Genomic DNA, 24533 nt, shown 5'->3' with positions numbered 1-24533 from the left:
CTAAAACCACTCGCGTTTCTTAAATTTCAGCAACATCTCCAGCGGCAGCCAGGCCTTATTCATGGTGTAGTAGGGCACCAGCCGTCCGCCGAAACCGCGAAAGAATCGTTCAATAGCCGGGATGACCGAACCCTCGAAGTCGAAAACTTTTAATCCAATGCGATGAGCGTGCTCGATGGCTGCGAATAATGCCACAGCTCCAGCACCATGGTGTCGATTGGATTCGATGGCACCACCCAGTAGATAATAACCGATCGTACCGTCGTGCACGATCAGTGATACGGCAACCGGTAAGGCATCGCGATAGGCGCAAAAAGCAAAACTATTTTGTTCGTTGCGATAGTGGTGCAAGATCGAATTCAGCGTTTGTGTATCCACTGCCTTACTCTGACGACGAAAAGTGCTGAGCACCAATTCGTAGACGATATGAGGATCCGAAATCTGTCGTACCTCAACACCATCGCGGACTGCTTTGGAGATATCGTTGCGGCGCGTAGGTGACATTTGCGAACGGATTTCGTCCAAAGCTTGAGTCAAGTCGATTTGGTAAGTGTAGGCTGGCACTGCTTTGTACTTGCGCCACAGCAAGGGCATAACATCCCGCACCTGTTGATTTAGCGGTAACATGCAGATTGCGGGTTTGAGTGATTCAACATAATCCAGCAGCAACGACAGCGCCTCACGATGTTCTTCCAACCGCGCCACAGGATTCTTAGCGGCTGGTTTCAGAAAAGGTCCGCAACCAGGCGTGAACGGTGCGCGACGCAGCAGCGTAAGGCCAAATCGCGATTCGGCATACACAGCAGCACCGCCGACCATTCGATCGCCTTTGTCAAACAAGCCCAGCAGTCTCACGCGATCGCCGAACATGCTCAACCAGTCCACGCGATTAAACAGCGTGCCGTGGCTTCGGGCCAGTTGATCGTATGCCGGTAATTCTTCAGCCTCCAGGGCGCGTAGTTTCATTGAGTTCTATTTGTTTCCTCGGGAACTTCTCGCCACAAACCATAATCCCGCAGGTTTAACCTGTGGATTGTTCCGTTTTTTGCTAAGGACCATCCGTCGCAAATGTTGGCAGTAGTTGGAGTTTGTCGAAGGCATATCTGTAGCATAAAGCCGAATACTCCGCAGTTCGAGACTGCGGGATTCAATTGAGCCTCTTGCAGGCCTTGAACGTAATTCGTCTGAGACGCTACTCCACTCGTCCTGGTTGAACCAGTGCTTCCAACCACTGTGTAACGCGCTGTGCTCGCTTATTAATGTCTAGAGTGCCAGCCTTCTCCAGGCAGGCACGCGCCATTGCGGTTCTACGCTCCGGATCATTCTTGAGTGTGATAATCGCCTGTCGAATGGCCTGGACATCGGTGGGATCGACACGCAAGGCGACCTGATCATCGACGATGTCGTTCATGTAGTCGCCACTGCTGGTAACGATCGGCAGTCCACAGGCAAGTGCTTCGATGACTGCGTTGCAGGACCCTTCTTCGCGAGTTGGCAGCACGAAAATATCAGCAGCGCTCAGCCACTTGGGGATCATGTCATGCCTGAGGCGACCGCGATGAATAATCTGCGGGCCTTCAAACAGTTTATCGCCCTGGCCGATCATCGCCAGACCGACGCCATCCAGTCCGCTGGTGGCTTGCACCAGTTCAGTACCACCTTTCAGGTCATCAAAGGTACCCACGAAGGCGATCAGAAATAGGTCCGTCGGTATCTTCAATTCACGGCGAATGGCCTGACGATCCTGGGCCACAAAGCGCGACAAGTCGACTCCGTTAGGAGCCAGCAGAATCTTCTCGGGGGCGACGCCAATTTGATCGACTAGTCCTTGGCGGATATGTGAGGCTACGGCGATGAAGCCAGTTGTGGTAGCAAAATCCCTGCGGGCTCGTCGGAATCCGAAAGGCTTGACCGTCCAAAAAGTGCCTTCTCCGACACCGATGACCGAGGGTATGCCCAAACGATTGCCGACCACTGTGGCGTTGCGTCCGCAGTGATACAAAAAATGTCCATAGACGATATCGGGTTTGCTAGGCAGTTTTCTGACGGCACGGATCGACACGCTGTTCAGCACTCGCTGCGTCCAGCGACCCGTGTGGAAGACTCCACAATCTCTGGACGACAGCGACAGGAAGCGTGGACGATACACTGCCACTTGACTGCCCTGCCCCGCTTGCTCAGTCGATGCTTCGGGAGGCAATGCTCCGAATCGCTTGTGATGCAAGCTGGCCGGATTGATCACGCTGCAGCGATGGCCCTGGCGAGCCATGGCCCACACGAACTGCTGCACAAAGGTACCCACCGTCGGCCGCGCTGGTGTTGGGTAGTTCAAAGTTAAAAAAGCAATATGCATCAATTAAAAAACTGGTCGCTACGTTCGCCAGAACGTGGAGATCGTCGCTGATGAACAAGTGTGTGAACAAGACGAATGAACATGGATGGGCAGGATGGACAGGATGAGCTTAGGTCACCGGTCGAGTCACTTGTGGCGCGTGAATCGTTTGTATTCGAGTTTTGGATTGCCAAAATTGATCAGTAAGCCAACCTCGATCGCTGTTGCCTTGAGGTAGTTAATGATCCGAGCCTGGTGCTCGCGGGCGATCGCCCTTGCAGCCTTGAGCTCGACGATGACTTTTCCCTCAACAAGCAGGTCAGCATAGAATTCGCTGATTATGCGTTGTCGAAAATGAACATGGATAGGATGTTGGCAGTGTACGCGGAGCCCCTTTTCCTGGAGAGCGATTGCCAAGGCCTTCTCATAGACTGACTCAAGGAAACCGGCTCCAAGTTCACTGATGACCTCCAGCGCACAGCCGATGATTTTCTCAGTGATTTCTCCAAACTGTAAATCGGATCGAGGATCGTCAGTTATCCTGCATATCCTGTCTATCGATGTTCGTAATAAGCGCGCCGGTTAACGAAGTCTTCCGAGAGCGAATGAACAGGGATGTACATGATGTACAGGATTGGCTTAAGCAAGCGATCGATTCACTTGTGGCGTATGAATCGTATGAATTCGAGTTTCGGATGCCCAAGGCTTACTGATCGACTGATTCAAGGAGCCCGGCTCTCAGCGAACTTCCAGCGCGCAGCCGACAAATTGCTTAGTGACTTTCCCAAACATTAAATCGGATCGAGGATCGTCAGTTATCCTGCAAATCCTGTCTATCGATGTTCGTTATGAACTCGCCCGCGAAGGAAGAGTATCAAAGAGCGAATTGGCATGGATGGACAGGATAGACAGGATGAGCTTAAGTCGCTGATAGAGTCAGTTGTGGCGTTTGAATCGTATGAATTCGAGTTTCGGATGCCCAAGGCTTACTGATCGACTGATTCAAGGAGCCCGGCTCCCAGCGAACTTCCAGCGCGCAGCCGACAAATTGCTTAGTGACTTTCCCAAACATTAAATCGGATCGAGGATCGTCAGTTATCCTGTAAATCCTGTCTATCGATGTTCATTTCTTCAGTTGCATTGAGGAATCAGAGATTGAATTGGTTTGTAACAGACTAAATCGCTACGCCGAATGCTTCTTTCCAACTGAGATAGCTAACCGTGCGACATAGAGTTCCCTCATCCAAATTAGGTTTGGCAAAGCGAGCTTCAATAGCGGGAATGCAGATGATAGGGTCGTCACGGTGTCGAGCTAACATCGGCCGAAACAGATCGCTATTCTGTCGGATCAAGTTGCCAGTTGGCGTTTCATAACCCATCTTGTCTGTGCGAGATCGCACGACATCGGGTAATACACCTCGCATGGCCTGACGCAGAATATACTTGCTCCAGCCGTCCCGAAACAACAGGTCAAGCGGGTGCCCTAAAACAAACTCTAGAAGTCGGTAATCGACAAATGGCAATCGCGTTTCGACCGAATGAGCCATCGACACGCAATCTTCGTGATGTAATAAGTGTGGCAATTTGTAGTGATAGTATTCACTAATTTGCAGCGATTCACGGCTTGGATGAACCGTAGCTGCACGAACATGCTCCGTCTGGTTCCTAAAGTCTGCATAAAACTTGGGCTGCATAAACCTGCGCATCGCCAATTGGCGTCTAAAGCTACGCAACTTGGGAATCGAAAAGTAGAGTGTGTGTCCAATTTGGGTTGATAGTCGCAGGTTAGCAGAACGGCGCGCTTGCATTATTTGTTGTACTGCTGCAACGATACGCTTTGATCGGAATTTGAATAACATGTCGTAGACACGATATCGTTCGTAACCCAGCAGAAGCTCGTCCGCACCTTGGCCGCTGAGTACTACCGAGATTCCGCTGGAACGAATCAATCGATATATTTGAAAGTTCGAGAAATAAGATAAGCCCCCAAACGGGCATTCCATGTGCCAGATAAATTTGTCCCAGTCACGCAGCAAGTCAGTTTGATCAGGCCGCAACGTCACCAGTCTGGCATGGGCTCTATTGGCAGCTGCTGCCGCAAATTCCCGTTCTGAATACCCTGCAGTCCCGAAGTCGACGTTGAAAGCATCCAATGGTGAAGTCACCCCCAGTTTTTGCCGCGAATCGCCAGCCAGACAGGCAATACTAGACGAATCGAGTCCACCGGAAAGGGTTACACCGACTGGCACGTCGCTGCGCAAACGTAACTGAACTGCGTCAGCTAACAGATCACGAAATTTTTCAATTGCATCAGCGTCCGGCAGTCGTTCAACTGCATTGGGTTGCCAGTAGCGTTTGGGTTCGTAGTTACCGCGTTGAATGTCATCGTAGGTCAGCACCATATAGTGCGAGGCCGGCAGGCAATGGACATGCTGGAAGCAGGTCTCGTTGGTGTGATTCTCGAAACCCCATAGGAAGAAATCGGCTAAGCGTTGTCGATTTGCCTGTCGGCTGACCCACGGCAGCTCCAGTAATTGTTTGATTTCCGAGCTGAATGCGAAGCGGCCTGGCTGGTGTGCAAAATGGAACGGCTTGACGCCAAATCGGTCACGCGCGCAGAAAATCTGACGAGTCTGTCTGTCGTAGATCACCAACGCCCACATGCCATTAAATTTCAATAGGCACGTAGGTCCCCATTCGATAAAGGCTTGTAGGACAACTTCCGTGTCGGTACGGCTGCGGAACGCTCGCCCCAATTGTTCCAGTTCTTGGCGGAGTTCGATGAAGTTATAAACTTCGCCGTTGTAGACAATCCAATATCGTCCACTCTCGTCCGTCATCGGTTGGTGGCCAGCTTCCGACAGATCAACGATAGCCAGCCGCCTCATTGCCACGCCGATAGGACAAACCTGCTGTGCGGCCGACTGCTGGTCGGTCATCACCTTTACCGCATTGTCATCTGAAAAATAGATAAACCCTGAATCGTCTGGGCCACGATGGACTGCGACGTCGTTCATTTGCTGTAAGTATTGAACAACCAAAGATGGTTGTTGGAAATCGACTACGCCGGTAATGCCACACATAACTAAGGAAGTTGACAGTCAAGAATGTATGTGTGAGCTGTACTGGATGATCTGCGGAGCATGAATTGCCGGAGTCGCTTAAGTCGTTCGATTGGAAGTAACGACCAAGTGAAGTAGGGTAGCGAAACAGCCTGAAACAGAAACTGTCGCTTGAAATGCACCAATCCCTCGCGCTCTTGGCCGCCGCCGTTGACAACGCGCTGACAATCAGACTGAGCCGCCAAGCTCAAGACACTGAAGTACAGCGCATCTACGGGGCGAAAGGCGAGGTATTCGTCAGCACTCTTGACGGCACCAAACATCCAGGTGTCTTCGATTCGCACCAAATCCATATAGGCAGCTAAGGCCTGATCGACGAACACACCGATCAGTGTATGGCCAGGATGTGAGAATATCTTGAGCATGTCTTGTCGCCACTGGGCTTCTTGCGTTTGATAATACTCGGCGGGCAAATAGGCCTTACGGTCGCCGAGCGCATCAAAGCGCTGAGCCTGCGCGATGTTGATGTGTCTCATGGCGTCCAGCCAGGGAGCGACATCAGGGATCGGAAGCACCGTACACTGCTTTAGGCTCTGTCGTACCTGATTTCGTTTCTTCTGACCGATCAGTGTCAGTGAAAACTGTCGCAGGTTTTGTCCCTGCAAGATATTCCACGTCAGTAGCCGCGAGGCGCGGTGGTCGCTCTCGAGCTGGTGCGAATACCCCAACCATGAACGGCGAAAGGCGGGCCGTACAGAACCACGCTTGAATGGTCGAAATTCATGGACCGGCTTGCAGTAATACGGGGCAGACTTGACCCACCACACTCCATTGTGCTCGTGCAATTCTCTGCCGAGTCGCAATTCAGCTTGCGCAAATTCAGCTTCTGTAATTGATGCCAACTCTAGCACGATGCTTGTGCCGGTGTCTTCCATTGCGAAGGGTTAGACATGAAGGCCAGCATATTCCTAGCACGCTGATTCACGTCAAAATGTTGTGCCTTCTTCAGGCTGTTCACCGCCAGTTGTTTACGCCATTGGGAATTGTCGCGCAGCCGCACAACCGCTTCTCGGATCGCAGCGATGTCCAATGGATGGACACGAACCGACAGGCTATCGTCTAAGAAGTCATCGTTAAATGCGCTGTCGGAGCTAATAATCGGCAGACCGCATGCCATGGCTTCGATGATCGCATTACATGAACCTTCGATCAAGGTTGGCAGGACGAATACATCGCAGGCGGACAACAGTTTAGGCATATCTTCGTGCGATACTCGACCACACAGTGCGACATTCTGGCAGACCGGCGGCACGGGTCCCGAACCTGCAAACACTCCGGCCACCCCGGGCAATCCGTCGATGGCTTGGCCCACTCGGTTTACGCCCTTCTGTTCCAAAAAATTTCCCACGGATGCCACTAAAAACTTATCTTGCGGCAAGCCCAACTCTATGCGCGACTGCTGGCGATCACGCGGAAAAAATTTTTTCAGGTCCGCACCGTTGGGGAAAATGCCGATGGGCTGCGATCGGAAGTGCAAATCTTCACGCAGAGTCTTGGCGAGGTCCGAGTTGACCGTCAGAAAACCGGCTGCTCCAGCCAAGTCACGCTGGGCGGTTCGCTTGCCATACCAGCGAATACTCCACAGCTCGCCTTCACCTACGCAAGGAAAGGCTGGTACGTTTAATCTGCTTCCAACCCTGACTGCCGCAGCACCCGCAAAATACAAAAAGTGCCCGTAAATCGCATCAGGTTGAATTGAGTGTTTCTTAATTGCGGAGCGAACAGCATGTTCAAACAGCAGGAATGTGCTGCGGCCAGGGTTGAACCTTCCCATGAAAGAAAATCTGCCGTGCGTACCGACCGATAAATAGGTTGGTCGCAAAACCCGTAATTGGCCATTGGCGTAGTCGATATACTCATCTTTACAAAGGTCGGACCTGCCTAATGCCTTATGCAGCGGTATCGGAGCAACAACCGTGCAAGAAGTGCCTAGGCGAATGACCGCTTGTGCAAATTCCTTGACGAATGTCCCATGGCTAGGGGTTACAGGCGATGGGAAGTTGGTCGTGATCACCAGCAGGTGCTTTATGGAATCTATAGACATCGGGTCAGGATTGAAGATCGCGGAGCAGAAGCGGTATTAGCCGGTTACGTAGTCTGTCCGTAGGCATGGCACAGACTAGTTCTTTTGCGCTGCGGTCACCGAATTCGGACAGCAACCCACTGTGATCTCCTGCCTGAACTATCCAATCAAGAAACCCCGTATCGGCCTGTTTGGACTGCTTCGGGGCTTTTAGTCGCCTGTAGAAGGCGGTCAAGCTTGGCATGCGGTCCAATTGCATGTAGATTTCCAGCAGCAACTGACGTAACCCAATGAAACGCCGCTGGCCTGGCCTAGGAATGCTGGCTGCTTGATGATTCAAGTAGGCCAACAGCTTCCAATACAATCTATCACGCTGCTTACAGCGATCCGGCAGTTGATTGGTCAGTTTAAAGAAGGTCGGTGAGTAAAAAGGGGATGTCGACCAATACACCGAGCGGTTCCTATCCTCGGCCACTGCCAGCCAGCGCCTTGCCCGTTGCCGAAACGCAATTGCTCGCGTTTTCTGGGCCGCTGTGAGGCCGGGTTGCCCTTCAAAACTCGTCAGGCAGTATTCGCGTAGCTCCTTGTCTGAAAGTCCTAACCAGGACAGCACCGCTTGCCTTTCTTCGGCGGTCGGATTGGCAAACAAGCGTTCCACCTCGCGCCGGCTTTTGATAGTCCCTAGCGGCAGCAACGGGGCTACGGTCTTGTCACCACCGTCGCCCGTCAACATGAAACGCTCAGTACCCAGTGTGGCTTGAGCTTGCAGCAAGAATCCTAACATGTGTGCCGAATCGGTGGATAAGACACCATCGGCGGTTTGAGTCAATTTGGATATCAATGGAAAGTTGATCTGGCCACACGAGAATTTATGATGACGAGCAGACAATAGCCGCGCAATTTGGCAGGCAACGTTCGCATCCAGGGCTTCCGCCAAGTAATCCTGCCGCGTGATGGCTTCAAATTCAACCAGCGCCGCTCGCAGCCCGCACGCTACCAATCGCGAATCTAATCCGCCGCTGAGAGATACGGTGGGTAACAAATCAGGCAGAGCATTTGCGCGCCGAACGCACGCTTGTACTAGCGCTTCACCCAAATCAGATACGATCTGCGAGGTGATGGGTTTACGAGATATCTTCAGTTCTACACCATCGTCTCCTCCATAATCGACGGCACGGCGCGAGTGTCGCACTCGATCCATCTGACTGTTGCGGAAGAAAATGCTAGATTCAGCGACGCTGGATACCGCCGAAAACTCAGTGCGCTCGTCCAGCGGATAGCAGAAGAGCAGTCGTGCAGCTAGGCCTAGTCGATCCGGGCAGGTATTGCCGATTGCCTTGGCAAGTTCAACAACGGAGCGTCCCAAGACAAGATCGTCTGTGGAAGAGTTCACTGCTTGATAAAGTGGCAATCGCCCCAAGAAATCATTGAATATTAAACATCTGCCACTTGATAGCTGTTCAGCTATAACGAGGAACTCACCATCTTCACTGGCCACAAAATCGTGGATGCTGGCAGTTAATTGCGATTCTGATTTGCTGTCGAAGGCTTGTCTAAGCGTGCGCAACACTTGATCGCGGTTTGAGCTGTAATTGCAGCCGACAGCTAGATAGGCCAAGTCATCTGTAGTGGTGCCGACTTCGCTGAGCGGGAGCCATTTGCCGTCAGGCGCTATGGGCTCAGACGAGTTGGGGCGTTGGCTCGAAACAGGTCCGCTACCTAGCCGCACCTGCACCGCCTCGCCGCAGCGCACTCTTACCAGCAGATTTCGTATAGTCTCAGGAACGGTAGCGGTAGACACGCAATTGATTATCGAACGAAGGATGACACTGAAACAAACAGGCGACTGGAGTTTACGTTGCGTTGCGTAGAACTAGCGTCGTTAAGAAGCACGCAGCAAACCGCCCAGCCAATGAGGCATCGAAGTTAGACCGCCCAGCATCTTGCGACAATATGGAACGCGCACATCCTCGAAACCAAAGCTCTGCTTAAACTGGTTGAGTGAAGGTTTGTCTAAGCTCCAGTGCCCGTACCAAATCTCTTCAATACTTCGCTGGCGGCAAGACTGCAAGAAAGTACACAACAGTGCGTCGTTGGGGCAGACATTGAGACTTTCAGTTGCACTTTTGGCGCCATCAATCACCGCCCGCTGGCCCGCAACCTGAATGCTAAAGTAGGCAGCAAGGGTATCTTGATGAAATGCTCCCCAGACCTCCGAGTAACTGGCTACCGCCCGCATGGATTCCCACCATTCGTCGTTTTGATCCCGGTAGTACTCGGCAGGATAGCCCCGCTGGTTGCGAATTGCCGTGGAGATCGCAATCTGACTGAAACTGTCTCGATAGGGCTCGATGTCCTCTATGACTCTTACTTCGTTCAGTTTCAGTCCTTTACGAATCAGATTACGGCGTTTGGAATCCACGGAATGTTCTACTGTCCAGTTGGCGATGGTCTCTGCCTGCATCAACAGCGCGTGCCAATGTCCTGAGGCTGGATACGCTTCGGACACGCGATGAGTGTATCCTATGAACGCTTCGCTCAATCTCGGCTTGGTTACTCCAGGAACGAGTTCCTGGAAGGGCAAGGCAGGTTTGCAGTAGCCCCAACGTGTGGTTTCCCACCACACACCATCGTGCTCATGCAGTCGGCAGCCAGTCTTGCGTTTGGCGGCAATATATTCTTCAGGAGGCATGGACGGTACTGGCTGCCTGTGAATGACGTAGCAATCGTTGCTTATAGAAGTTGATCAGCATCGCGTTGCTAGAATAAACTGGCAAGTCAACGGCACGAAACAGGTATAATTCTTTGAACTGGTTGAGTGAGGCGTGCATCGGTTCGCCGTTGAAGATCAGATCGCAACTCGGATCGCTGGCGGCTTGAGACAACACAGAATAGTACAAGGCATCAACTGGCGAGGACTTCAGATAGTTCGTGTCGGACTTGACCTGCTGAATCACCAACCGGTTGCCAACCTGATAACTGCGAAGGTATGCCACTAGATTTCCCTCGATATAAGCGCCCCACCACTGGCGACCTGGCAATCTAGCCTCTTGGCGAATTTGCGCTCTCCAATCATCCGCCTGGGCAGTGTAACGCTCAATTGATTCGGCAGTGTGGCTAATGTTTGCTTGTCGCTGAGCCTGAGAGACGTTGATCAAGCGAATTCGCTCCAAGTCCGCCTCTACATCTGGAATTAATTGAATCTGGCAGGCTTCCAATGCACGACGGATGGTAGTTCTCTTGCGAGGTTGCAGATTCTTAAGTTCAAAACGATCAAGCGTCGAGCGGTCGAGGAGCATGGCAGGGCTGGTGCGGTTTGCCTGACCTGGGTCTAAAGTTAAATGGCTGTACCCCAACAGACTCCGAATTCGGCTGGGTCGCGCGCTACCTGGCTCAAAAGCTTGGTACTGAAAGGCCGGCTTACAATACCATGAATTCACTTGCTCCCAGTATACGCCGTCATGGAAGTGTATACGTCTGCCTAGCAGCCTCTGTTGTTCCGCAAATTCAGCCTCCGACAACATTTACTTGCCTCACATCACGCGTAATCTTAAAGCTTGATATACTCCGCATTTGCTGTCGAACAAACTTCCCAAGCCGAAACAACAGCAAATTACTGGAGTAATATGGAAACTCGACCGGTCGAAATAGAAACTGTTGCTTGAAGTGATTCAGCGACGGATGATGCGGTCTGCCGTTGATGATCAGATTGCAGGATTCGGTCGCGGATACAAGCTGCAGTAGATGAAAGTACAGCGCGTCAACTGGATTCAACTTATGGTAATCCGTGTCAGAGCGTACCTGCTCAATAACACACACATCTTCTACTTGATGACAGCGCAGATAAGCAATTAGTCGGTTCGTCCTAAACGCTCCCCACCATGCTCGTCCTTCCAACATAAACTGTCGACGAGTGTCTTGCCTCCACTCCTGTGCCTGCTTCGTAAACCTGTGCAAGGGGGTCTCAGCACCATACGCTCGCTGCTGTCGTAATGATTGAGCAATGTTGATGCAGCGCATTTGCTCGAGCCAGGGTTCCAAATCAAGGATCTTGGCGACTTGGCAGTGTTCTTGCGCTTTGCGAACCTGGTTTCGCTTTTTGGATGGCAGACTGCTAAGCGAAAACGACTCCAGAGCCTTTCGCTGAATGGTCATAAAAGTCAAGGAGCGATTCGCTTGATGAGCCGCTGGTGTCAGATGACTATAACCCAGAAGACTATGTCGAAACGCCGGACGGGCCAACTTTGGCGTGACCGCGCGAAAGAAGAATGCCGGCTGACAGTAACACCCGAACAGTCTCTCCCACCACACTCCATCATGAAAATGAATAGCCCGTCCCAGAGATTGCTGTTGAGCTGCGAATTGAGCCTCGGTTAATACGGTGCTAAGCATTGCTGCAAGCGCTTGGCGCAGGCCAATGTTGTATGGCGGCAATTAAGCTTGGCTGACAGGTGCATTGATCTGTCACACAGCGCTGGGAGTAATGTTGCGCGGCGCGCACGTACAATTCGTTCGATGGTCCTAAGAATGTCAGTCGCCGCGGGGCAAGTAGACCGGCAATTTCCCCTAAGTCGGTATCCCGGAGAATGGTCGGCAAGTGTGCTCCGTGCCTGTGCGATGCTGGGGGATCACGCAAAATCACATGATCGACTTGGCGGTTCAGCAATCCAGCATACAATCCGGCTACGCCCGCTTCGCCTGATCCATACACGGAGAACTCCCTGAGAGGTAATTGTCGATCATCGGTCAACCAATCCAGTGTGCGTAGCACATCCCACACCCATTGGGAGACGATCGTTCTACCGCACAGCATGGCGGAACGCTGAATTCGAGTGTACTCTGCCGCCGTATTAGATCGTTCGGCAAATCGGGGCGTGAGCACAGCTACGGCATGACTTTGCAACAACGGATAAAACTCGTCCAGATCTGGAAAGCTCGATTCCGTTTGAATTCCGCGCACGTACACAATAACCGGAAGGTGTGCCGTTGTGTCGCGAGGCTTCAGAAGGCGTACCAGAACTTGAGCCCCTGGTTCACTGTCGAAAGTAAACTCACCGAATTCAACAAACTCCTGCAGCATGCCACCGGAAGTATGGCACCGTTTGGTATTGAATGGGGCTGTCGATTTCGGAAGCCAGCGAAATACCCTTCGCTTTAGCACATTTTCCAGTTCAGCCACGCGCTGGTCGCTCAACGGTCCAGATGAGTCTGAGTCGTCATGCCTGGTACCATACCATAAGTCATCGATATGTTCATTAATTCGATAAACCGGTGATTGTGCGCAGACTCGTAGCGTCTGCGGCGTCTCCGGAGTGAATTCAACTGCATTGGTCGCACCAGTTGCAGTAGCTGGGACCTCCAGCCATTTGCTAAACCATTGCCAGGTCTCCTGCAAAAACGCAGGCGGGTCGGTATGTCCAGCATTTGATTCGACGAGCCGGATTCGATCGGTGGCTTGAGCTTCTGGATACAATTTGTAAACCGATTGAACTCGATGAAATGCAGCCCGAAATCCAGCGGGCGGAAAGATCGGGTCTTTTCTACCACCTAACAGTAGTAGCGGACGAGGAGCTATCAGCGCCAGCACATCTGGAAAATCCCAGCCGTAAATGTTAGGAAAAAAACTACAATCACATTGTTGCCGCACGAGGTCATGCGTAACTTGATGACCAACAGTAAACGTGGAACAGGACGCCGCAGCGACTTTGATTCTCTGGTCCAGTGCCGTCAAATACTGGGTCATCACCCCTCCGCCCGAAATGCCAGTCACTCCAATGCGGTTGGAGTCAACCTCTGGTCTTTGTTCCAACCAATCGACTGCACGCATGGCATTCCAAAGTTCGACGGCGGCTGGTGTGTAGCCCAACGAGGTCCAATGCCAACGCCCCAGGCGTTGAGTTCCGTGATGAATTCCGGGAATCTCGCCGTAGCCCATGGGGTCTATGACCAACAGTGCAAACCCGTTGCGAGGATACCACTGGTAGCAATTCTGATATCCGGTCTTGGCACCGTCCAACGATGGCCAATGTCCATTCAGGTAGACGACGCACGGTAGTGGGCCGGCAGGGGCGCTGGGTAGGTATAGATTCGCTGTGACAAACAGCCCAGGCTGGCTCTCAAAGACTATTTTTTCAATTCGATATTGGGAACGCTCGACGATTCCAGTGCAGTGGTACGGAACTTCACCTCGCTCTGGCTGCCGATCCATTCCCAGCATTTCGACCAGTTGAGTGTGCCGCTGTTGCCGAAGCCGTTGCCAATCCGGCAGACACTCGATTTCACACAGGCAGCTCTCGGAGATTTGCTTGGCCTGTTCGTGAAGCACCTGCCAAGCTAAGTAGTGACGCCGACGCACGCTATAGTGATCAGCTGTACGTTTTGCGCGGACTTTAAGCTCAGCAGGCATGAACCTGACAGCTAATCGCATTAGTCTTCCAAGTAGCATGGGCGTTATGACGAAAATCGACCTGAGACGCCGCCACGTGGGGTGACTTGTCTGCGTTTGGGACGAGCCAAGTTTTGTCGTGCGCGGGCAAGCGCAGTGTGAACTCTACGCTCTGAGGCTACGGCACTCTGCAACCAAATACTTAACCCAATCAGATAAGCATAGAAAAACATTGTATCTTGCGCGAGAAAGTTAGGCCGGAACAGAGAACCACAGGCGATCAACAGCAATAGACCAGCGGTGGCCATGTTGGCTCGATAGTGAAAAGTCGGATTACAGGTATCTCGGACACCAAATCGTAACCGCCGCCAAGTTGTAAAATATGCACCATAGTAGATCAGCGTGCCGACCAGTCCTGTCGTGGCAATGAGTTCCGCTAGTTCGTTGTGGGCATACATATCCAATCCGGAGGCGATGCCAAACTGTCCCAAACCAACTCCGAAGATTGGATTCTCCAAGAATATCTCGAATCCTCGGACGATCAGTAGCCAGCGCAATTGTGTACTGCCATCTTCGAATCTTTGAAGGTCTTGAAAGCGTCTCCCGAGGTTGGTGTTCTCCAAAATCACGTCGTAGAGTAGCACGCCGACGATACCGATGCCAAGCAGAATGAGCAGAGCTGTAATCTGTCGTCCCTTGAATAAAGTTGCGGAGCAGAACACAAACCAAAAGAAGAACAGCATCATCATTCCCACCATCGCTCCGCGTGAGCCCGATAACACCATCCCATAGAGCACAATGGCCGCCGCACCCAGTAGTCCGGCGCGCACGAATCGACTTCTGGTTTCAGGGTACAATGATAATATTGCAAACATGGCTACTACGGTCCGGAATCCAGCCGCATTGGCACCCGCCTCGCGCTCTAAAACCTGTGTAGCCTCGGCGAAACCAACGTCTAGACTGGTCACTCGCAAGAATACGTTTAGAACCGCTGCTGCAATAAAGCCATACAACAGCGGCTGAACGAAGCCCGAACTACCGATCAAAAACGAAATGGCACTAACCAGTAGAACGAATTGAATCAACTTCTGAACGTAAGGAATCACCAGGGCAGATTCGATCGCCACCAAAACACCAGCCAGTCCCCAAGCGGATAGAAATCCCAAAAATAAGGCTTCTGCGGGGACAGCGTCCCACGTGAATTTCAGTGAAAGTGCGGGTAGCAATCCAACCAGAGCTATGGCGGCCCCACCCCAGATGAAGATGCGAATGTTGTCGTTATTGGTAAAACTGAAAATAACCGTGTACCAAACCGCCCATACCGTTGACACGGTCAGCCAATACTTGGGTGAAAGTCTGTCTTGCATGGCTCTACTTGCTCCTAGAGATTAAACTGCCGATCAATGACTTGTCGCAGGATTACGTCCAATTTAGACGCCAAATGCGGCCAAGCGTAATTGGCTGGTGGAGTGAGTTGTCGAGGTTTGGAGATGCTAGCTTGCTCGACCAGCCAGCCTGCCATTTCTTCAATCTGCGAAGCCCGAAAGCTGCGACCCGCACCAGTCTCCTCCAAAATGGCGGCCGCATCGTTGCCTTCTGGTGCAATCAGCAGGATGGGAACGCCCAAACCCAAGGGTTCAAAAATCTTGCCGGTAACGATTCCACGCTCGTCCAGGTCAGCTTGATCGGCGATGCCAGCGATCACGGCTGTTAGGTGCGAACCCTTGACAGCGGCCAACGCTTGGCTGCGGGGAACGCGACCATGGCACTCGACCAACGCCTGAGCTCCGTACTGAGTCGCCTTGTCGTTCACGTAATCCCCTGCTCGGCCATAATAGTGTAGGCGGATTGGTCGACTTGAAGAGCCCAGAAATTCATTAGCTCGAACAATCACCTTAATTATAGGATCGATTTCGCGTTGCCCAGGGTAAAACTCACCGGTGTATACAATGGCCAAGTCCGAGAACTGAGTTGCCTGGACGTTGTGTAACTGCTCTGGATCGTAGCCGTTATGGATGACAGCAGCCGAGCGGTTCAGACGCACATGCTGCGCCTGCCACAGCGCCTGAGACGGCGAAATCATCACAACTTCTGCAGCGTCGGCAACAACTCGATTCTCAAGTCGCCGCAAGGATCGCTGAATTTTCGTGGGGGTCAAATTGTTGGCCGTCCAGGGGTCTCGGTAGTCCAAGACGAACGGAATCTTGTGCTTGGCTGCAAAATGCTGCACAGCTTGAAACGGGTAGAAGGGCGATCCGGTAGTCAGCACCACGTCAAAGCTGCCTTGGCAAATTCGACCGAGCGACCGACGGCAGGCCAGCCACCACATTTCCGTTGGATTAAGTCCGAATGGTCCAAGGAGTTTCGACAAGAGTCTTTGGAGTAAATAGCTTCCCCATCGCCCAGGCTGTTTAGTCCACGACTGAGTGGGTGGCCAAAACTGGTGACCGGCAAATAGTCGATGAATATTCTCGCGCTGACATTGCTCGTCTGCCGCCTGTATGGCGTCTGCTCCCATGGAGTCTGCTGGACGCGGTGTCAGTACGGTGACTTGCCAACCAAGTCGCGACAAGTACTTAGCCATTGCCCAGGCACGCACCGCCCCGATAGCCGGTGAAGGCGGAAACGGATAGGCCACCAGCAGCAGACGCAGTGTCTGGGGCTGTTCTGCAGGGCTGGTTTGCATTAGGACGCTGACTGGCCCGCACGGTTACGTTCAATCAAGCAGCGAACAATACTACCGCCTGCATCCCCATGGCCATAAAAGTTGTGAGACACTTCCGTCGGTGCCGCAAAATCTACTAGTGCCTTGGCAATTCTCTGGCCGTTAGCACCGGTCAGTCGATTCCAGCCTGACGCGACAGTCTCCACCCACTCGGTTTCATTGCGGACCGTCACGCAGGGCACGCGATGGAAGAAGGCCTCTTTTTGGACTCCGCCGCTGTCGGTAACGATCAGTGCAGCCGAGCACTCCAGTCGCACCATGTCTAGGTAGCCGACAGGATCGATCAATTTAATGTTTTCTGGCAGGGCTATTCCAAAATCGGTCAGCCGCTTGCGAGTGCGCGGATGAATGGGTAGTACAACAGGCAGCGTACTCGTACTCAGCCCGGATAAAATCTCGCCTAGATGATTGCGGTCGTCCGTATTTTCAGCGCGATGGATTGTGGCCAGGATGAATCGGTGTTCTTGTAGTTCAAGTTGTCCTATGATGCGGCTCGTCTTCTGTGCCCTTTGACCATAGTAGAGTGCCGCGTCATACATCACATCGCCAACTTGCAGCACCTTGTCTCCGCTGAGACCTTCACCAACCAAATTCCGTGTAGCGGTGTCTGTGGGAGTGAGCAGCAAGTCGGAGGCATGGTCTGCCAGGACGCGATTGATCTCTTCCGGCATACGTCGATTGAAGCTGCGTAGGCCGGCTTCCACATGCGCCACCGGTATGTGTAACTTGACCGCAGCCAAGGCCCCAGCCAACGTCGAGTCGGTATCGCCGTAGATCAATACCCAGTTGGGGCGCTGCTGGATTAGAATCGCCTCGAGGGCTTCGATCATACGACCGGTATTTTGACCGTGACTTCCACCACCGATACCCAAGTGATGGTCTGGGCGAGGAATATCCAGTTCGTCGAAAAACACATCCGACATATTGGCGTCAAAGTGCTGCCCAGTGTGGATGATAACCTCACGCAAGGCACTTGGATGTTGGCCTGAGTACACAGCAATGGCGCGCGACACTACAGCCGCTTTAATGAACTGAGGGCGCGCGCCGATGATCGTGGCAACTAACATGTCATTCCGGTAATCACTGAATCATATCCTGGTAAAAGCAATCTGCTGCCGGATTCAAGAAAAACGAATTGTGCCACAGCAAAGTGAATTCGCCACCGATCGACAGGGCTCGCTCCTTCAATGACCGCATGTATGCTAAGGCTTCATCGGTATAGCCCAGCGCCATGTACCGCTCCGCGATCACCGAGCATTCCATAAGTATCAGCGGGCGCTGCTTGAGCTTCATTGGCCGACGTTGCTCGACATCGTACATTGTAAACTCGCGACTGGTGCCACAGCGGAACCCGGCTCGGTCGGCATACGATAACGTCGAATCATAGGCCATGTCAGCCATTTCCCAGTTGCGGGCGGTGGTCGGAGTGCGCCAACGCAGGTAATGTTGGCGTCCTCCAAGTCCTGCTGATGGAATTCCCTCCTCCTCAAGTGTACGGCGCAATAATTCTGCTTCGTGTGTGGTCTGTTGGGAATTCAGATAGGTGGCGTAACTGGGATGCAGACCGATTTCATGACCTCGATCATATATCTGCCGTAAGAGCTTGCGGATCACTGGCTGGCCGATGCGATATCGTCCGTCCAGTCCCGGATACTTGCAGTCGGTCAGAAAGTAGAATGCTACACGGTTGCCCGCCCGCTCGTTTTCATCCATCATCCACTGGATCTTCTCCAAATGGGGATCGCCCGAAAAATTGCCGCACAGCGCTCTTAAGCGTGTGTATAGGTTTTGAAGTGCCAGGCCAGGAGTTTTTTGCTTAACCAAATCATTGACCAGCCCACGCACCATGGAGCGTCCGGAATAATCCACAGCGTATGGACTATCAACATCACAAGTTACCCGGATTGTGCGACTTCTGGGCTTCCGCTTAAGCCCCGGCCACAGCCGCTTCATTGCCTCCCAGAGGATTTCGATGTATTCGTCGATGATTGGGCGATCTAAAAAACCAGCCTGGTAGGCCAACGATGCCGTTGCCGGAAACCGATCGTGTTCATCACGATCCGCGAGGACCGCCTCCTCGTAACGGGATAACATGAAGAAAGTTGAGCCAAGGATATCAATTGGCAGCGTGATGCATTCTGAATTTACCTGCGTCTGAGGATGTGGTGCACCGAATATCACCGGAACGACGGGGTGCACTAGCGAAATCTCGGACGTGATTTCACGACTGTCCCACTTCTGAAGCGGCTCCACGGGAAGACTATCAGGGCTCAGCCAATCGGCTTCGGCTCGTCGAAAGAAAACATCCGGTAGACGGACTTCACCAGTTGCACCCTCAAGCCTGATTCGAAAGTCTGGTATCTCTGCTGCTTCCGCTCTCCACGGTAGACCTAAAGCCTCGTCGAAAACTCGGCTGGCAGCGTACAAAACATTGGGCGACCCAGCGTTTGATGACGCGATTACGAGCACTAACGAACGCTCCCCAGATTGTGGCTTGCGTCGTCAACTAACTTCTTGCCCGCCTCCGCCTCCGCAATGCACCACTTCATGAACATGTGCATATTTCTATGAACTTCGGCGTTGTCTTCAATAACTTGCAGGCGAAACGTGGAAGATTGAAGTAGCGCATTGCTGCCGAACGCGTCGCTTCGGTCAAACTTAGTATCAACGTTAGTCTCAAGCATATCGTTGCGACAGCAGGTAACATCCATGACAAGAAAAGTGGTGGCATTCCTCACTTAGCTAAGGCTTCTTGGCGATAAATACCGAATGGTAGGCGAATTCACTCTTCAACTTACCGATCCACCTTGCTCTGCTCATAAATGGCCGAATCTCAGGCAGTCGAAAGCCCGCAACTTTATTCAGAATAGCCGATGCATATAGATAAGTCGGATATGCTAGGAATGAACATCGCCATCCATCTCTCAAGCACACCTCAAACCCCTGTGCTCGCAAAGCTCTATTATAATACTCGGCAGAATAAAATTTGACACCGGTCAAATGCGACACCGCTTTACTTTTTAGAACGTCTCGCTTGATCACCCTTTGCAGAGTGAATAAGGACCACTTCGTATGCGCCGTGAACATGAGCGTCCCTCCCGGCTTCAAAACACGCGCGAATTCGGCTAATGCTCTCCCCGGCGGATCGGCATAATATACGACAGAATTTGAAAACACGACATCAAACGACTCATTCTCAAAGGGCAGTGCGTCGATACTTGCGGAGCGATATGGTAGATCATCCACCGGTGACTTGGCAAACAAATCTACCGCCATAATGTTGGCATAACCCCGCGAACGCAGGTACTGACTGTACCGACCATCGCCACAACCTGCGTCCAGGATCGCAACGCTTTGATCTTCAGGTAGGATTGCCAGTAAATACTGGAGTTGCGCGTCGTGGGCAGAAAGTAACGTTGGTTGACGAAACCACTCTTGATAGATCGATTTAATCTGTTCTCGGTCGATTGACTCATCAACCATTGAGTCTCACTCCTGCCTGACTGTGTGGTCGTACATTTTCCATCCAGTCAAACAACAGTTTGAAAGCATCATGAACCCGTTGCTCGGCGTCTTTCTGCATGTGCCTGAATTTTTCGTCTTCTGTCTTAGATAGCGGCTTGCCAAAGTCATCCGCGAGAGCACGAACTCGGTCTGCGAGTTCCTGAGGTTCATGCTGCCGCATGTCTACGGCGTATCGCTCCTTGCCATAATACTCCATCATGTCTTGGTACTTAATATTCCATCCTACCGTGATGACATCAACTCCTGTTGACAGTGCGGCCACCAGCGCATGATACCTCGATACGATCGCATACTTTGAAGTTGCAATTAGGCCTTTGGCCATCATGGGATCGATATCTTCCTCGACAATCAACCACTTGCCTTTGGGGATACGGGCAGCTACCAACCGAGCAACCTGTCGATCGCATTCGCGCAAATTCTGTGAATACATATGGGGGAGAAAGACAATCTGTTCACCCCGCTCAATCAATCCCATGCAAATTTTGGCCATAGCTTCGACGTGTTTACTGCCGACGCTTCCGCCGACTGCTCCACGAATGCTGGCGTGAATCACAGCACTTGGAGAAACGATCACATATTCTTTCTGCGAGAGATTGTTTTTCTTAAGAAAATCTGTAGCCCAAGTGAAGTTTGCAGGAAGGAGAATAGCAGAATCAGGAAACGCGTGGACTTTCGAGGTATCCGCCACAATGCGTCGGCAGAATTCTGCACTATGATTGCCCCGCGCAGGAATAAAGGGCAGCTTTGCAAACTCTTTTTTAGCTACATATCTGACCAACCAGTTGTCGAATGGGCCAAACGATTGAATGAACCGAGCGAAGGGTTTGCCGGCTCGTTGTGAATAGTACAGGCTGCTGTAGCTATGAATTGCCGCCAGCGGACTAGCCACTCCATCGCCAACATAGCTAATGCCTGACATGTCGATAACCAAGTCTGCCCATTGGAAGGCAGCCAGGTATTCTTTATGGACTTGGTGAATATCCCAAGGGGCCGCCATGCGCAGTTCAGCAATCACGCTCTTGCGCTGTCGGAGTGCCCGAACGATTCTCTTCACCCCGCGTATGCACCGCACGATTTTGCTGGTCTGAAGCCAGTAAAAAAACATCGAATCGCGCCGAACGGCTTTCAATCCATAATGCTCCGCCCAGCGTGACTCTTCTTCGAAGGCTTCAGCAGACACTGCAAATTTGAATTCAAGTGCATCACCGAAGTGCTTTCGAAGCTGATCCACCAAGGTGAGGCCCATGGCTGGGCCGCCCAGATTTCGACTGAGGCATAGGCCTGTTACTAAGATTTTGGTCATAAACTATTTCCTAAGCCCCACCTTCTTCAAGAGTACACCAAGTTTTGCCCTTTGACTGACGAGCCATCCTAGGTCTGGCGAACCTGTGCCATGCACCAATTGATAGTACGGAGTCAGGAGGGGCATGAAGTCTGCCTTATAAGTATTCCGCGAGGGGACGTTTGCCCCGCACCAATCGAATACGTCAATCTGCCCATTCAATTCTGTGTCGAGGACGTGAAAGCGCAGGCGATCATATTCCCTACCAATCTTGCCATTGTGAAAGGTTGCACAGCCATATCCAATATTGCGATACCGCAGATATAGCATTCCACAACACGGTTCTCCACTGACATCGCGACATATGTAGAATCTGGCCCACTGACATTTGATGGCGTGTGCCAGAAACCTATCAGACAGCGTACTGTCTCTAGGAGTATACGTCATTCTCCATAGCGATTGTAAAAGTGCAGCATCGTTCGATTGGCAGACAGTCTGGGGTTCCACCTGGTCAATGCACTTTTCAGTTTTTATTTTTTCTCTATGCCGTTGCCAATGATCTTTGGTGATTCTAAAGGTCCAAAGGGGGTTGAGGTTCACTCGCTTCCACAGGAATTGTCTTGGATCCAAGTAGTCTGGACTGAGCTTAAGCTGAAAGGAATGAGGTTTGATCAATGTGTCAATAAACGCATTTTCAATCGCTCGAATTAGATTGAGGTCGCTGACAGCGTGGTCCATGATCACTCCCGTGTACGGAGTGAAAGGCAAATCGCGAAAACTTGTTCGCCGTTCCAAGTTGGCCATGACCAGACAGCCAGCCAGAATCTCGCCATTTTTTTCAGCGATGTAAATCTTAGGTTCTTGCTTCCTATGTAAAACACCGGACACGGTGTCCACCCAAGATTCAGTGCAGAAGACTGAACCCTGAGGGCTGGTTTCGTTCAATGAAAAGAAGCGTTTCCAGTCAGTCCTTGCCAGTTCTCTCACTTGAATGGTCATTTGCTAGTGCTCATACGCCGCCGGGAATGGCGATAGAAATAGAGGAAGCTTCCAGCCATTAGAACGGCATAGATGGCGATGTACGCTAGCCTGTTAAAATCAGCCTGTTTGGAGATGGTATAGAGAAACAGGATAAAACAAACAGGCAGAAAGGGTTTGAGAGCGATCGACAGTGTCTGCCTAGCCGGTACGCCCGCATAGCGATTGATCAGTACTGACTTGATAATATAAGTGGCACTGCCAATTATGGACACAAGCGCGACGGCTAGTACTGCGTTTCCGACGTAGCCAGCGATGACCAGTCCTGACGCCGTAGAGACTAACACGAGTGAATTAAAAATTAGAGAGAATCGCTGAAGTTGCAAGACGGCAGTGAGAATGCCGATGGGTGCAGTAATGAACTGCAGGGCTACATAGGGGCTGAGAATGGCTGCGTACAATCCTGCTTCGATCCACCTGTCACCGAAAACAAAGCTGAACAATTCCTCGGCAAAAATGCCGGTAAGCATGATGGGATAAACGCCAAGATTGGCGAGCTGCCCAAAGGTGCTTGTTACCAGGACCGGCAGCGTGCCATCCAGGCTTGCCACCGCCGCCTTCTCATGAAACACTCGGGAAATTGCTCCCCCAAGCAGGCCTACAGGAGCGAGCAATAATCGCAAAGCAAGGGAGTAAAAGCCTAGGATCGCGGGGGAAAATGAAGCTGCTAGCAAAAAGATTACAAGAGAGGAAGAGACCGTCCGGACCAAGTTTGCACCGGTGTAATACAGCGGAAAGTTTTTGTATTTGCCCAGGAGATGCTTCATTGCTCGGCCGGACAAGCACGATGCAATGAATCTTCCATCATCCCGCAAGATCTGGGCACCTAAGACGATGGTCGCAATGGCTTGCCCAGTGATCTGCGCGCTGATCATGTACGCGCCGGTTGCGTACCCCGCGAATCCGAATCCTAAGTTCGTTCCGTTAGAAGTTGCAGTGGCAGTGACCTGAGAGATAGATAGTCGCGTAAAATACTTTGAACGAACATTCCAATAGTTCAACGCTTGATAGGTTCCATGAAGCCAAACGGCAATCGGCATCAGCCATATAACCCCAGCTAGCTCTGTCATCCGCAGGCCGGAAAGAATTGGTGTGCCTAAGAAGATCGTTAGAGGTGCAAGAATCAGGACGACGACAGCGGTGCAAACCAGCATGACCGCAACCAGAAGATTGGCGGCCAGCCTATCCGACTTTGGCGACACAATCGCATACTCGTAACCCAATGAAGCAACAATACATAACACGCTGACAATGGTCGCAAACATGGCGGACTGGCCAAAGGCGTCAGGTGCGAACAGTCGCGTAAGAATTGGCGCAGCAGCCAATCCAACTGCTTGAGCCACTCCGGTGCCTGAAGCCAAACGTAGGACATCTCCTCGAAACGATGTGTTGGTTTTTTTGCGCACTTAGTTACGTTAGTTCAATACGGCTCAAACGGCCGGAGCTTGAGCCAGTCTTTGGGTTATTCCTAACCGCTCCGCCCAGCGGCGTCGGTAGGTGGTGTCCAACTGACCTGGCACGAACAGCATGTCGGTCACACCGCCCAGATCACGAGGGCAATTGGGAGCAGCTTGAGCAAAATTAAGTCTTCGCAGGTCACGCACCAAGCTGGACGACCATCAAAGTCAAACTGCTGGCGTCGAGCGATGACGGATGCTTGGAAGTGTGCTTCATTGACAAACAGGTCGCCCCTATCCCACAGACCAGCAGCAATCGACTTGGTCCTTTCCCGGCGACTGTTCCATTCGCTGCTCAGCCAACAGCAGCCCTTCAGTTATCCTCTGATTCCGCAAGTCGTTTTCTTGCTGTCGCCGTAGTATCCGACGGCGGATGATTTCTTCGTCCCCCTCGCACAGCGCCTTCCAGGCAGCCCGGCTCATCTCCAGCGTCAATTTAAGCCGCTGGCCAGGCGTCATTTCTCGATAGTATTAAAGTGTCTCTGGAGAGAGCATGGCTTTAAGTGCTAAATTCGGCAGCGCCCGCAAAATTCAAGCGCGTGCTGTACGATGCCAGATGATGATAAAATTGCAGAGTGCCTGTGCTTTACCTGCATTGTCAAGCGGCCCAATCGGCTGCGCAGGGTAAGTCTTCAGGATAGTTG

At 52.0% G+C, this 24533-nt stretch carries 22 protein-coding genes; all 22 read right to left on the bottom strand.

The features are described from left to right. The 22 genes from KF752_20260 to KF752_20155 all read right to left on the bottom strand — a co-directional run bounded on the left by KF752_20260 (window position 1) and on the right by KF752_20155 (window position 24348). Window positions 1-966 (bottom strand): GNAT family N-acetyltransferase, encoded by a 966-nt coding sequence (locus tag KF752_20260; protein MBX3423898.1) that lies wholly within the window; start codon window positions 964-966, stop codon window positions 1-3. Between the two features lie 226 nt (window positions 967-1192). Further along, window positions 1193-2353 (bottom strand): glycosyltransferase family 4 protein, encoded by a 1161-nt coding sequence (locus tag KF752_20255; protein ID MBX3423897.1) that lies wholly within the window; start codon window positions 2351-2353, stop codon window positions 1193-1195. A gap of 126 nt (window positions 2354-2479) precedes the next feature. Beyond that, entirely contained in the window at window positions 2480-2872 is a 393-nt protein-coding gene (locus KF752_20250; protein ID MBX3423896.1) for a GxxExxY protein, read from the bottom strand. Window positions 2873-3507: 635 nt separating this feature from the next. Beyond that, window positions 3508-5415, bottom strand: a complete 1908-nt coding sequence (asnB, locus tag KF752_20245) for an asparagine synthase (glutamine-hydrolyzing) (protein MBX3423895.1) — start codon at window positions 5413-5415, stop codon at window positions 3508-3510. Window positions 5416-5417: 2 nt separating this feature from the next. Beyond that, window positions 5418-6329 carry a hypothetical protein gene (locus tag KF752_20240; GenBank protein MBX3423894.1) on the bottom strand — a complete coding sequence of 304 codons (912 nt, stop codon included), beginning with the start codon at window positions 6327-6329 and terminating at the stop codon, window positions 5418-5420. Then, entirely contained in the window at window positions 6299-7498 is a 1200-nt protein-coding gene (locus tag KF752_20235) for a glycosyltransferase (protein ID MBX3423893.1), read from the bottom strand. The genes KF752_20240 and KF752_20235 overlap by 31 nt, the downstream gene beginning before the upstream one ends. A gap of 4 nt (window positions 7499-7502) precedes the next feature. Further along, window positions 7503-9278, bottom strand: a complete 1776-nt coding sequence (locus tag KF752_20230; protein ID MBX3423892.1) for a hypothetical protein — start codon at window positions 9276-9278, stop codon at window positions 7503-7505. 81 nt (window positions 9279-9359) lie between these two features. After that, complete coding sequence (locus tag KF752_20225) at window positions 9360-10169, bottom strand: hypothetical protein (GenBank protein MBX3423891.1); 810 nt, start codon at window positions 10167-10169, stop codon at window positions 9360-9362. Beyond that, window positions 10159-10776 carry a hypothetical protein gene (locus tag KF752_20220; protein ID MBX3423890.1) on the bottom strand — a complete coding sequence of 206 codons (618 nt, stop codon included), beginning with the start codon at window positions 10774-10776 and terminating at the stop codon, window positions 10159-10161. The genes KF752_20225 and KF752_20220 overlap by 11 nt, the downstream gene beginning before the upstream one ends. A 208-nt stretch (window positions 10777-10984) precedes the next feature. After that, a complete protein-coding gene (locus KF752_20215; GenBank protein MBX3423889.1) occupies window positions 10985-11869 on the bottom strand; it encodes a hypothetical protein in 885 nt (294 codons plus the stop codon). Continuing rightward, entirely contained in the window at window positions 11862-13904 is a 2043-nt protein-coding gene (locus tag KF752_20210) for an acetylxylan esterase (GenBank protein MBX3423888.1), read from the bottom strand. The genes KF752_20215 and KF752_20210 overlap by 8 nt, the downstream gene beginning before the upstream one ends. A gap of 23 nt (window positions 13905-13927) precedes the next feature. Beyond that, a complete protein-coding gene (locus KF752_20205) occupies window positions 13928-15229 on the bottom strand; it encodes an O-antigen ligase family protein (GenBank protein ID MBX3423887.1) in 1302 nt (433 codons plus the stop codon). A gap of 14 nt (window positions 15230-15243) precedes the next feature. Beyond that, a complete protein-coding gene (locus KF752_20200) occupies window positions 15244-16548 on the bottom strand; it encodes a glycosyltransferase (GenBank protein MBX3423886.1) in 1305 nt (434 codons plus the stop codon). Then, the gene (wecB, locus tag KF752_20195; protein MBX3423885.1) at window positions 16548-17654 is read right to left on the bottom strand and encodes a UDP-N-acetylglucosamine 2-epimerase (non-hydrolyzing); all 1107 of its coding nucleotides are present in this window, start codon (window positions 17652-17654) and stop codon (window positions 16548-16550) included. The genes KF752_20200 and wecB overlap by 1 nt, the downstream gene beginning before the upstream one ends. Before the next feature lie 13 nt (window positions 17655-17667). Continuing rightward, window positions 17668-19056: a polysaccharide deacetylase family protein gene (locus tag KF752_20190; GenBank protein ID MBX3423884.1), complete on the bottom strand. Its 1389-nt coding sequence runs from the start codon at window positions 19054-19056 to the stop codon at window positions 17668-17670. Next, complete coding sequence (locus KF752_20185) at window positions 19056-19325, bottom strand: hypothetical protein (GenBank protein ID MBX3423883.1); 270 nt, start codon at window positions 19323-19325, stop codon at window positions 19056-19058. The genes KF752_20190 and KF752_20185 overlap by 1 nt, the downstream gene beginning before the upstream one ends. Before the next feature lie 4 nt (window positions 19326-19329). Continuing rightward, entirely contained in the window at window positions 19330-20070 is a 741-nt protein-coding gene (locus tag KF752_20180; protein ID MBX3423882.1) for a class I SAM-dependent methyltransferase, read from the bottom strand. Beyond that, window positions 20063-21415 carry a polysaccharide pyruvyl transferase family protein gene (locus KF752_20175; protein ID MBX3423881.1) on the bottom strand — a complete coding sequence of 451 codons (1353 nt, stop codon included), beginning with the start codon at window positions 21413-21415 and terminating at the stop codon, window positions 20063-20065. Before KF752_20175 ends, KF752_20180 begins: the two co-directional genes overlap by 8 nt. Window positions 21416-21418: 3 nt before the next feature. Beyond that, window positions 21419-22393, bottom strand: coding sequence for a hypothetical protein (locus KF752_20170; GenBank protein MBX3423880.1), 975 nt, complete (start codon window positions 22391-22393; stop codon window positions 21419-21421). Beyond that, window positions 22390-23838, bottom strand: a complete 1449-nt coding sequence (locus KF752_20165) for an oligosaccharide flippase family protein (protein ID MBX3423879.1) — start codon at window positions 23836-23838, stop codon at window positions 22390-22392. The genes KF752_20170 and KF752_20165 overlap by 4 nt, the downstream gene beginning before the upstream one ends. A gap of 24 nt (window positions 23839-23862) precedes the next feature. Continuing rightward, on the bottom strand, window positions 23863-24036 hold the full coding sequence (locus tag KF752_20160) for a hypothetical protein (GenBank protein MBX3423878.1): 174 nt from the start codon (window positions 24034-24036) through the stop codon (window positions 23863-23865). A gap of 87 nt (window positions 24037-24123) precedes the next feature. After that, the gene (locus KF752_20155) at window positions 24124-24348 is read right to left on the bottom strand and encodes a hypothetical protein (protein MBX3423877.1); all 225 of its coding nucleotides are present in this window, start codon (window positions 24346-24348) and stop codon (window positions 24124-24126) included. Window positions 24349-24533 lie beyond the last annotated feature (185 nt).

The organism is Pirellulaceae bacterium (genome assembly GCA_019636385.1).
Lineage (GTDB): Bacteria > Planctomycetota > Planctomycetia > Pirellulales > Pirellulaceae > Aureliella.
Note: the sequence above shows the minus strand (reverse complement) of the source record. Positions and strands in the feature narration are given on the sequence as shown.

What these genes read in the sequence shown, in the direction of transcription:
- KF752_20260 (MBX3423898.1), bottom strand. Translation starts at nt 966, where the DNA reads ATGAAACTACGCGCCCTGGAGGCTGAAGAATTACCGGCATACGATCAA.
- KF752_20255 (MBX3423897.1), bottom strand. Translation starts at nt 2,353, where the DNA reads ATGCATATTGCTTTTTTAACTTTGAACTACCCAACACCAGCGCGGCCG.
- asnB (MBX3423895.1), bottom strand. Translation starts at nt 5,415, where the DNA reads ATGTGTGGCATTACCGGCGTAGTCGATTTCCAACAACCATCTTTGGTT.
- KF752_20240 (MBX3423894.1), bottom strand. Translation starts at nt 6,329, where the DNA reads ATGGAAGACACCGGCACAAGCATCGTGCTAGAGTTGGCATCAATTACA.
- KF752_20235 (MBX3423893.1), bottom strand. Translation starts at nt 7,498, where the DNA reads ATGTCTATAGATTCCATAAAGCACCTGCTGGTGATCACGACCAACTTC.
- KF752_20225 (MBX3423891.1), bottom strand. Translation starts at nt 10,169, where the DNA reads ATGCCTCCTGAAGAATATATTGCCGCCAAACGCAAGACTGGCTGCCGA.
- KF752_20220 (MBX3423890.1), bottom strand. Translation starts at nt 10,776, where the DNA reads ATGCTCCTCGACCGCTCGACGCTTGATCGTTTTGAACTTAAGAATCTG.
- KF752_20215 (MBX3423889.1), bottom strand. Translation starts at nt 11,869, where the DNA reads ATGCTTAGCACCGTATTAACCGAGGCTCAATTCGCAGCTCAACAGCAA.
- KF752_20210 (MBX3423888.1), bottom strand. Translation starts at nt 13,904, where the DNA reads ATGCGATTAGCTGTCAGGTTCATGCCTGCTGAGCTTAAAGTCCGCGCA.
- KF752_20205 (MBX3423887.1), bottom strand. Translation starts at nt 15,229, where the DNA reads ATGCAAGACAGACTTTCACCCAAGTATTGGCTGACCGTGTCAACGGTA.
- KF752_20200 (MBX3423886.1), bottom strand. Translation starts at nt 16,548, where the DNA reads ATGCAAACCAGCCCTGCAGAACAGCCCCAGACACTGCGTCTGCTGCTG.
- wecB (MBX3423885.1), bottom strand. Translation starts at nt 17,654, where the DNA reads ATGTTAGTTGCCACGATCATCGGCGCGCGCCCTCAGTTCATTAAAGCG.
- KF752_20180 (MBX3423882.1), bottom strand. Translation starts at nt 20,070, where the DNA reads ATGGTTGATGAGTCAATCGACCGAGAACAGATTAAATCGATCTATCAA.
- KF752_20175 (MBX3423881.1), bottom strand. Translation starts at nt 21,415, where the DNA reads ATGACCAAAATCTTAGTAACAGGCCTATGCCTCAGTCGAAATCTGGGC.
- KF752_20170 (MBX3423880.1), bottom strand. Translation starts at nt 22,393, where the DNA reads ATGACCATTCAAGTGAGAGAACTGGCAAGGACTGACTGGAAACGCTTC.
- KF752_20155 (MBX3423877.1), bottom strand. Translation starts at nt 24,348, where the DNA reads ATGACGCCTGGCCAGCGGCTTAAATTGACGCTGGAGATGAGCCGGGCT.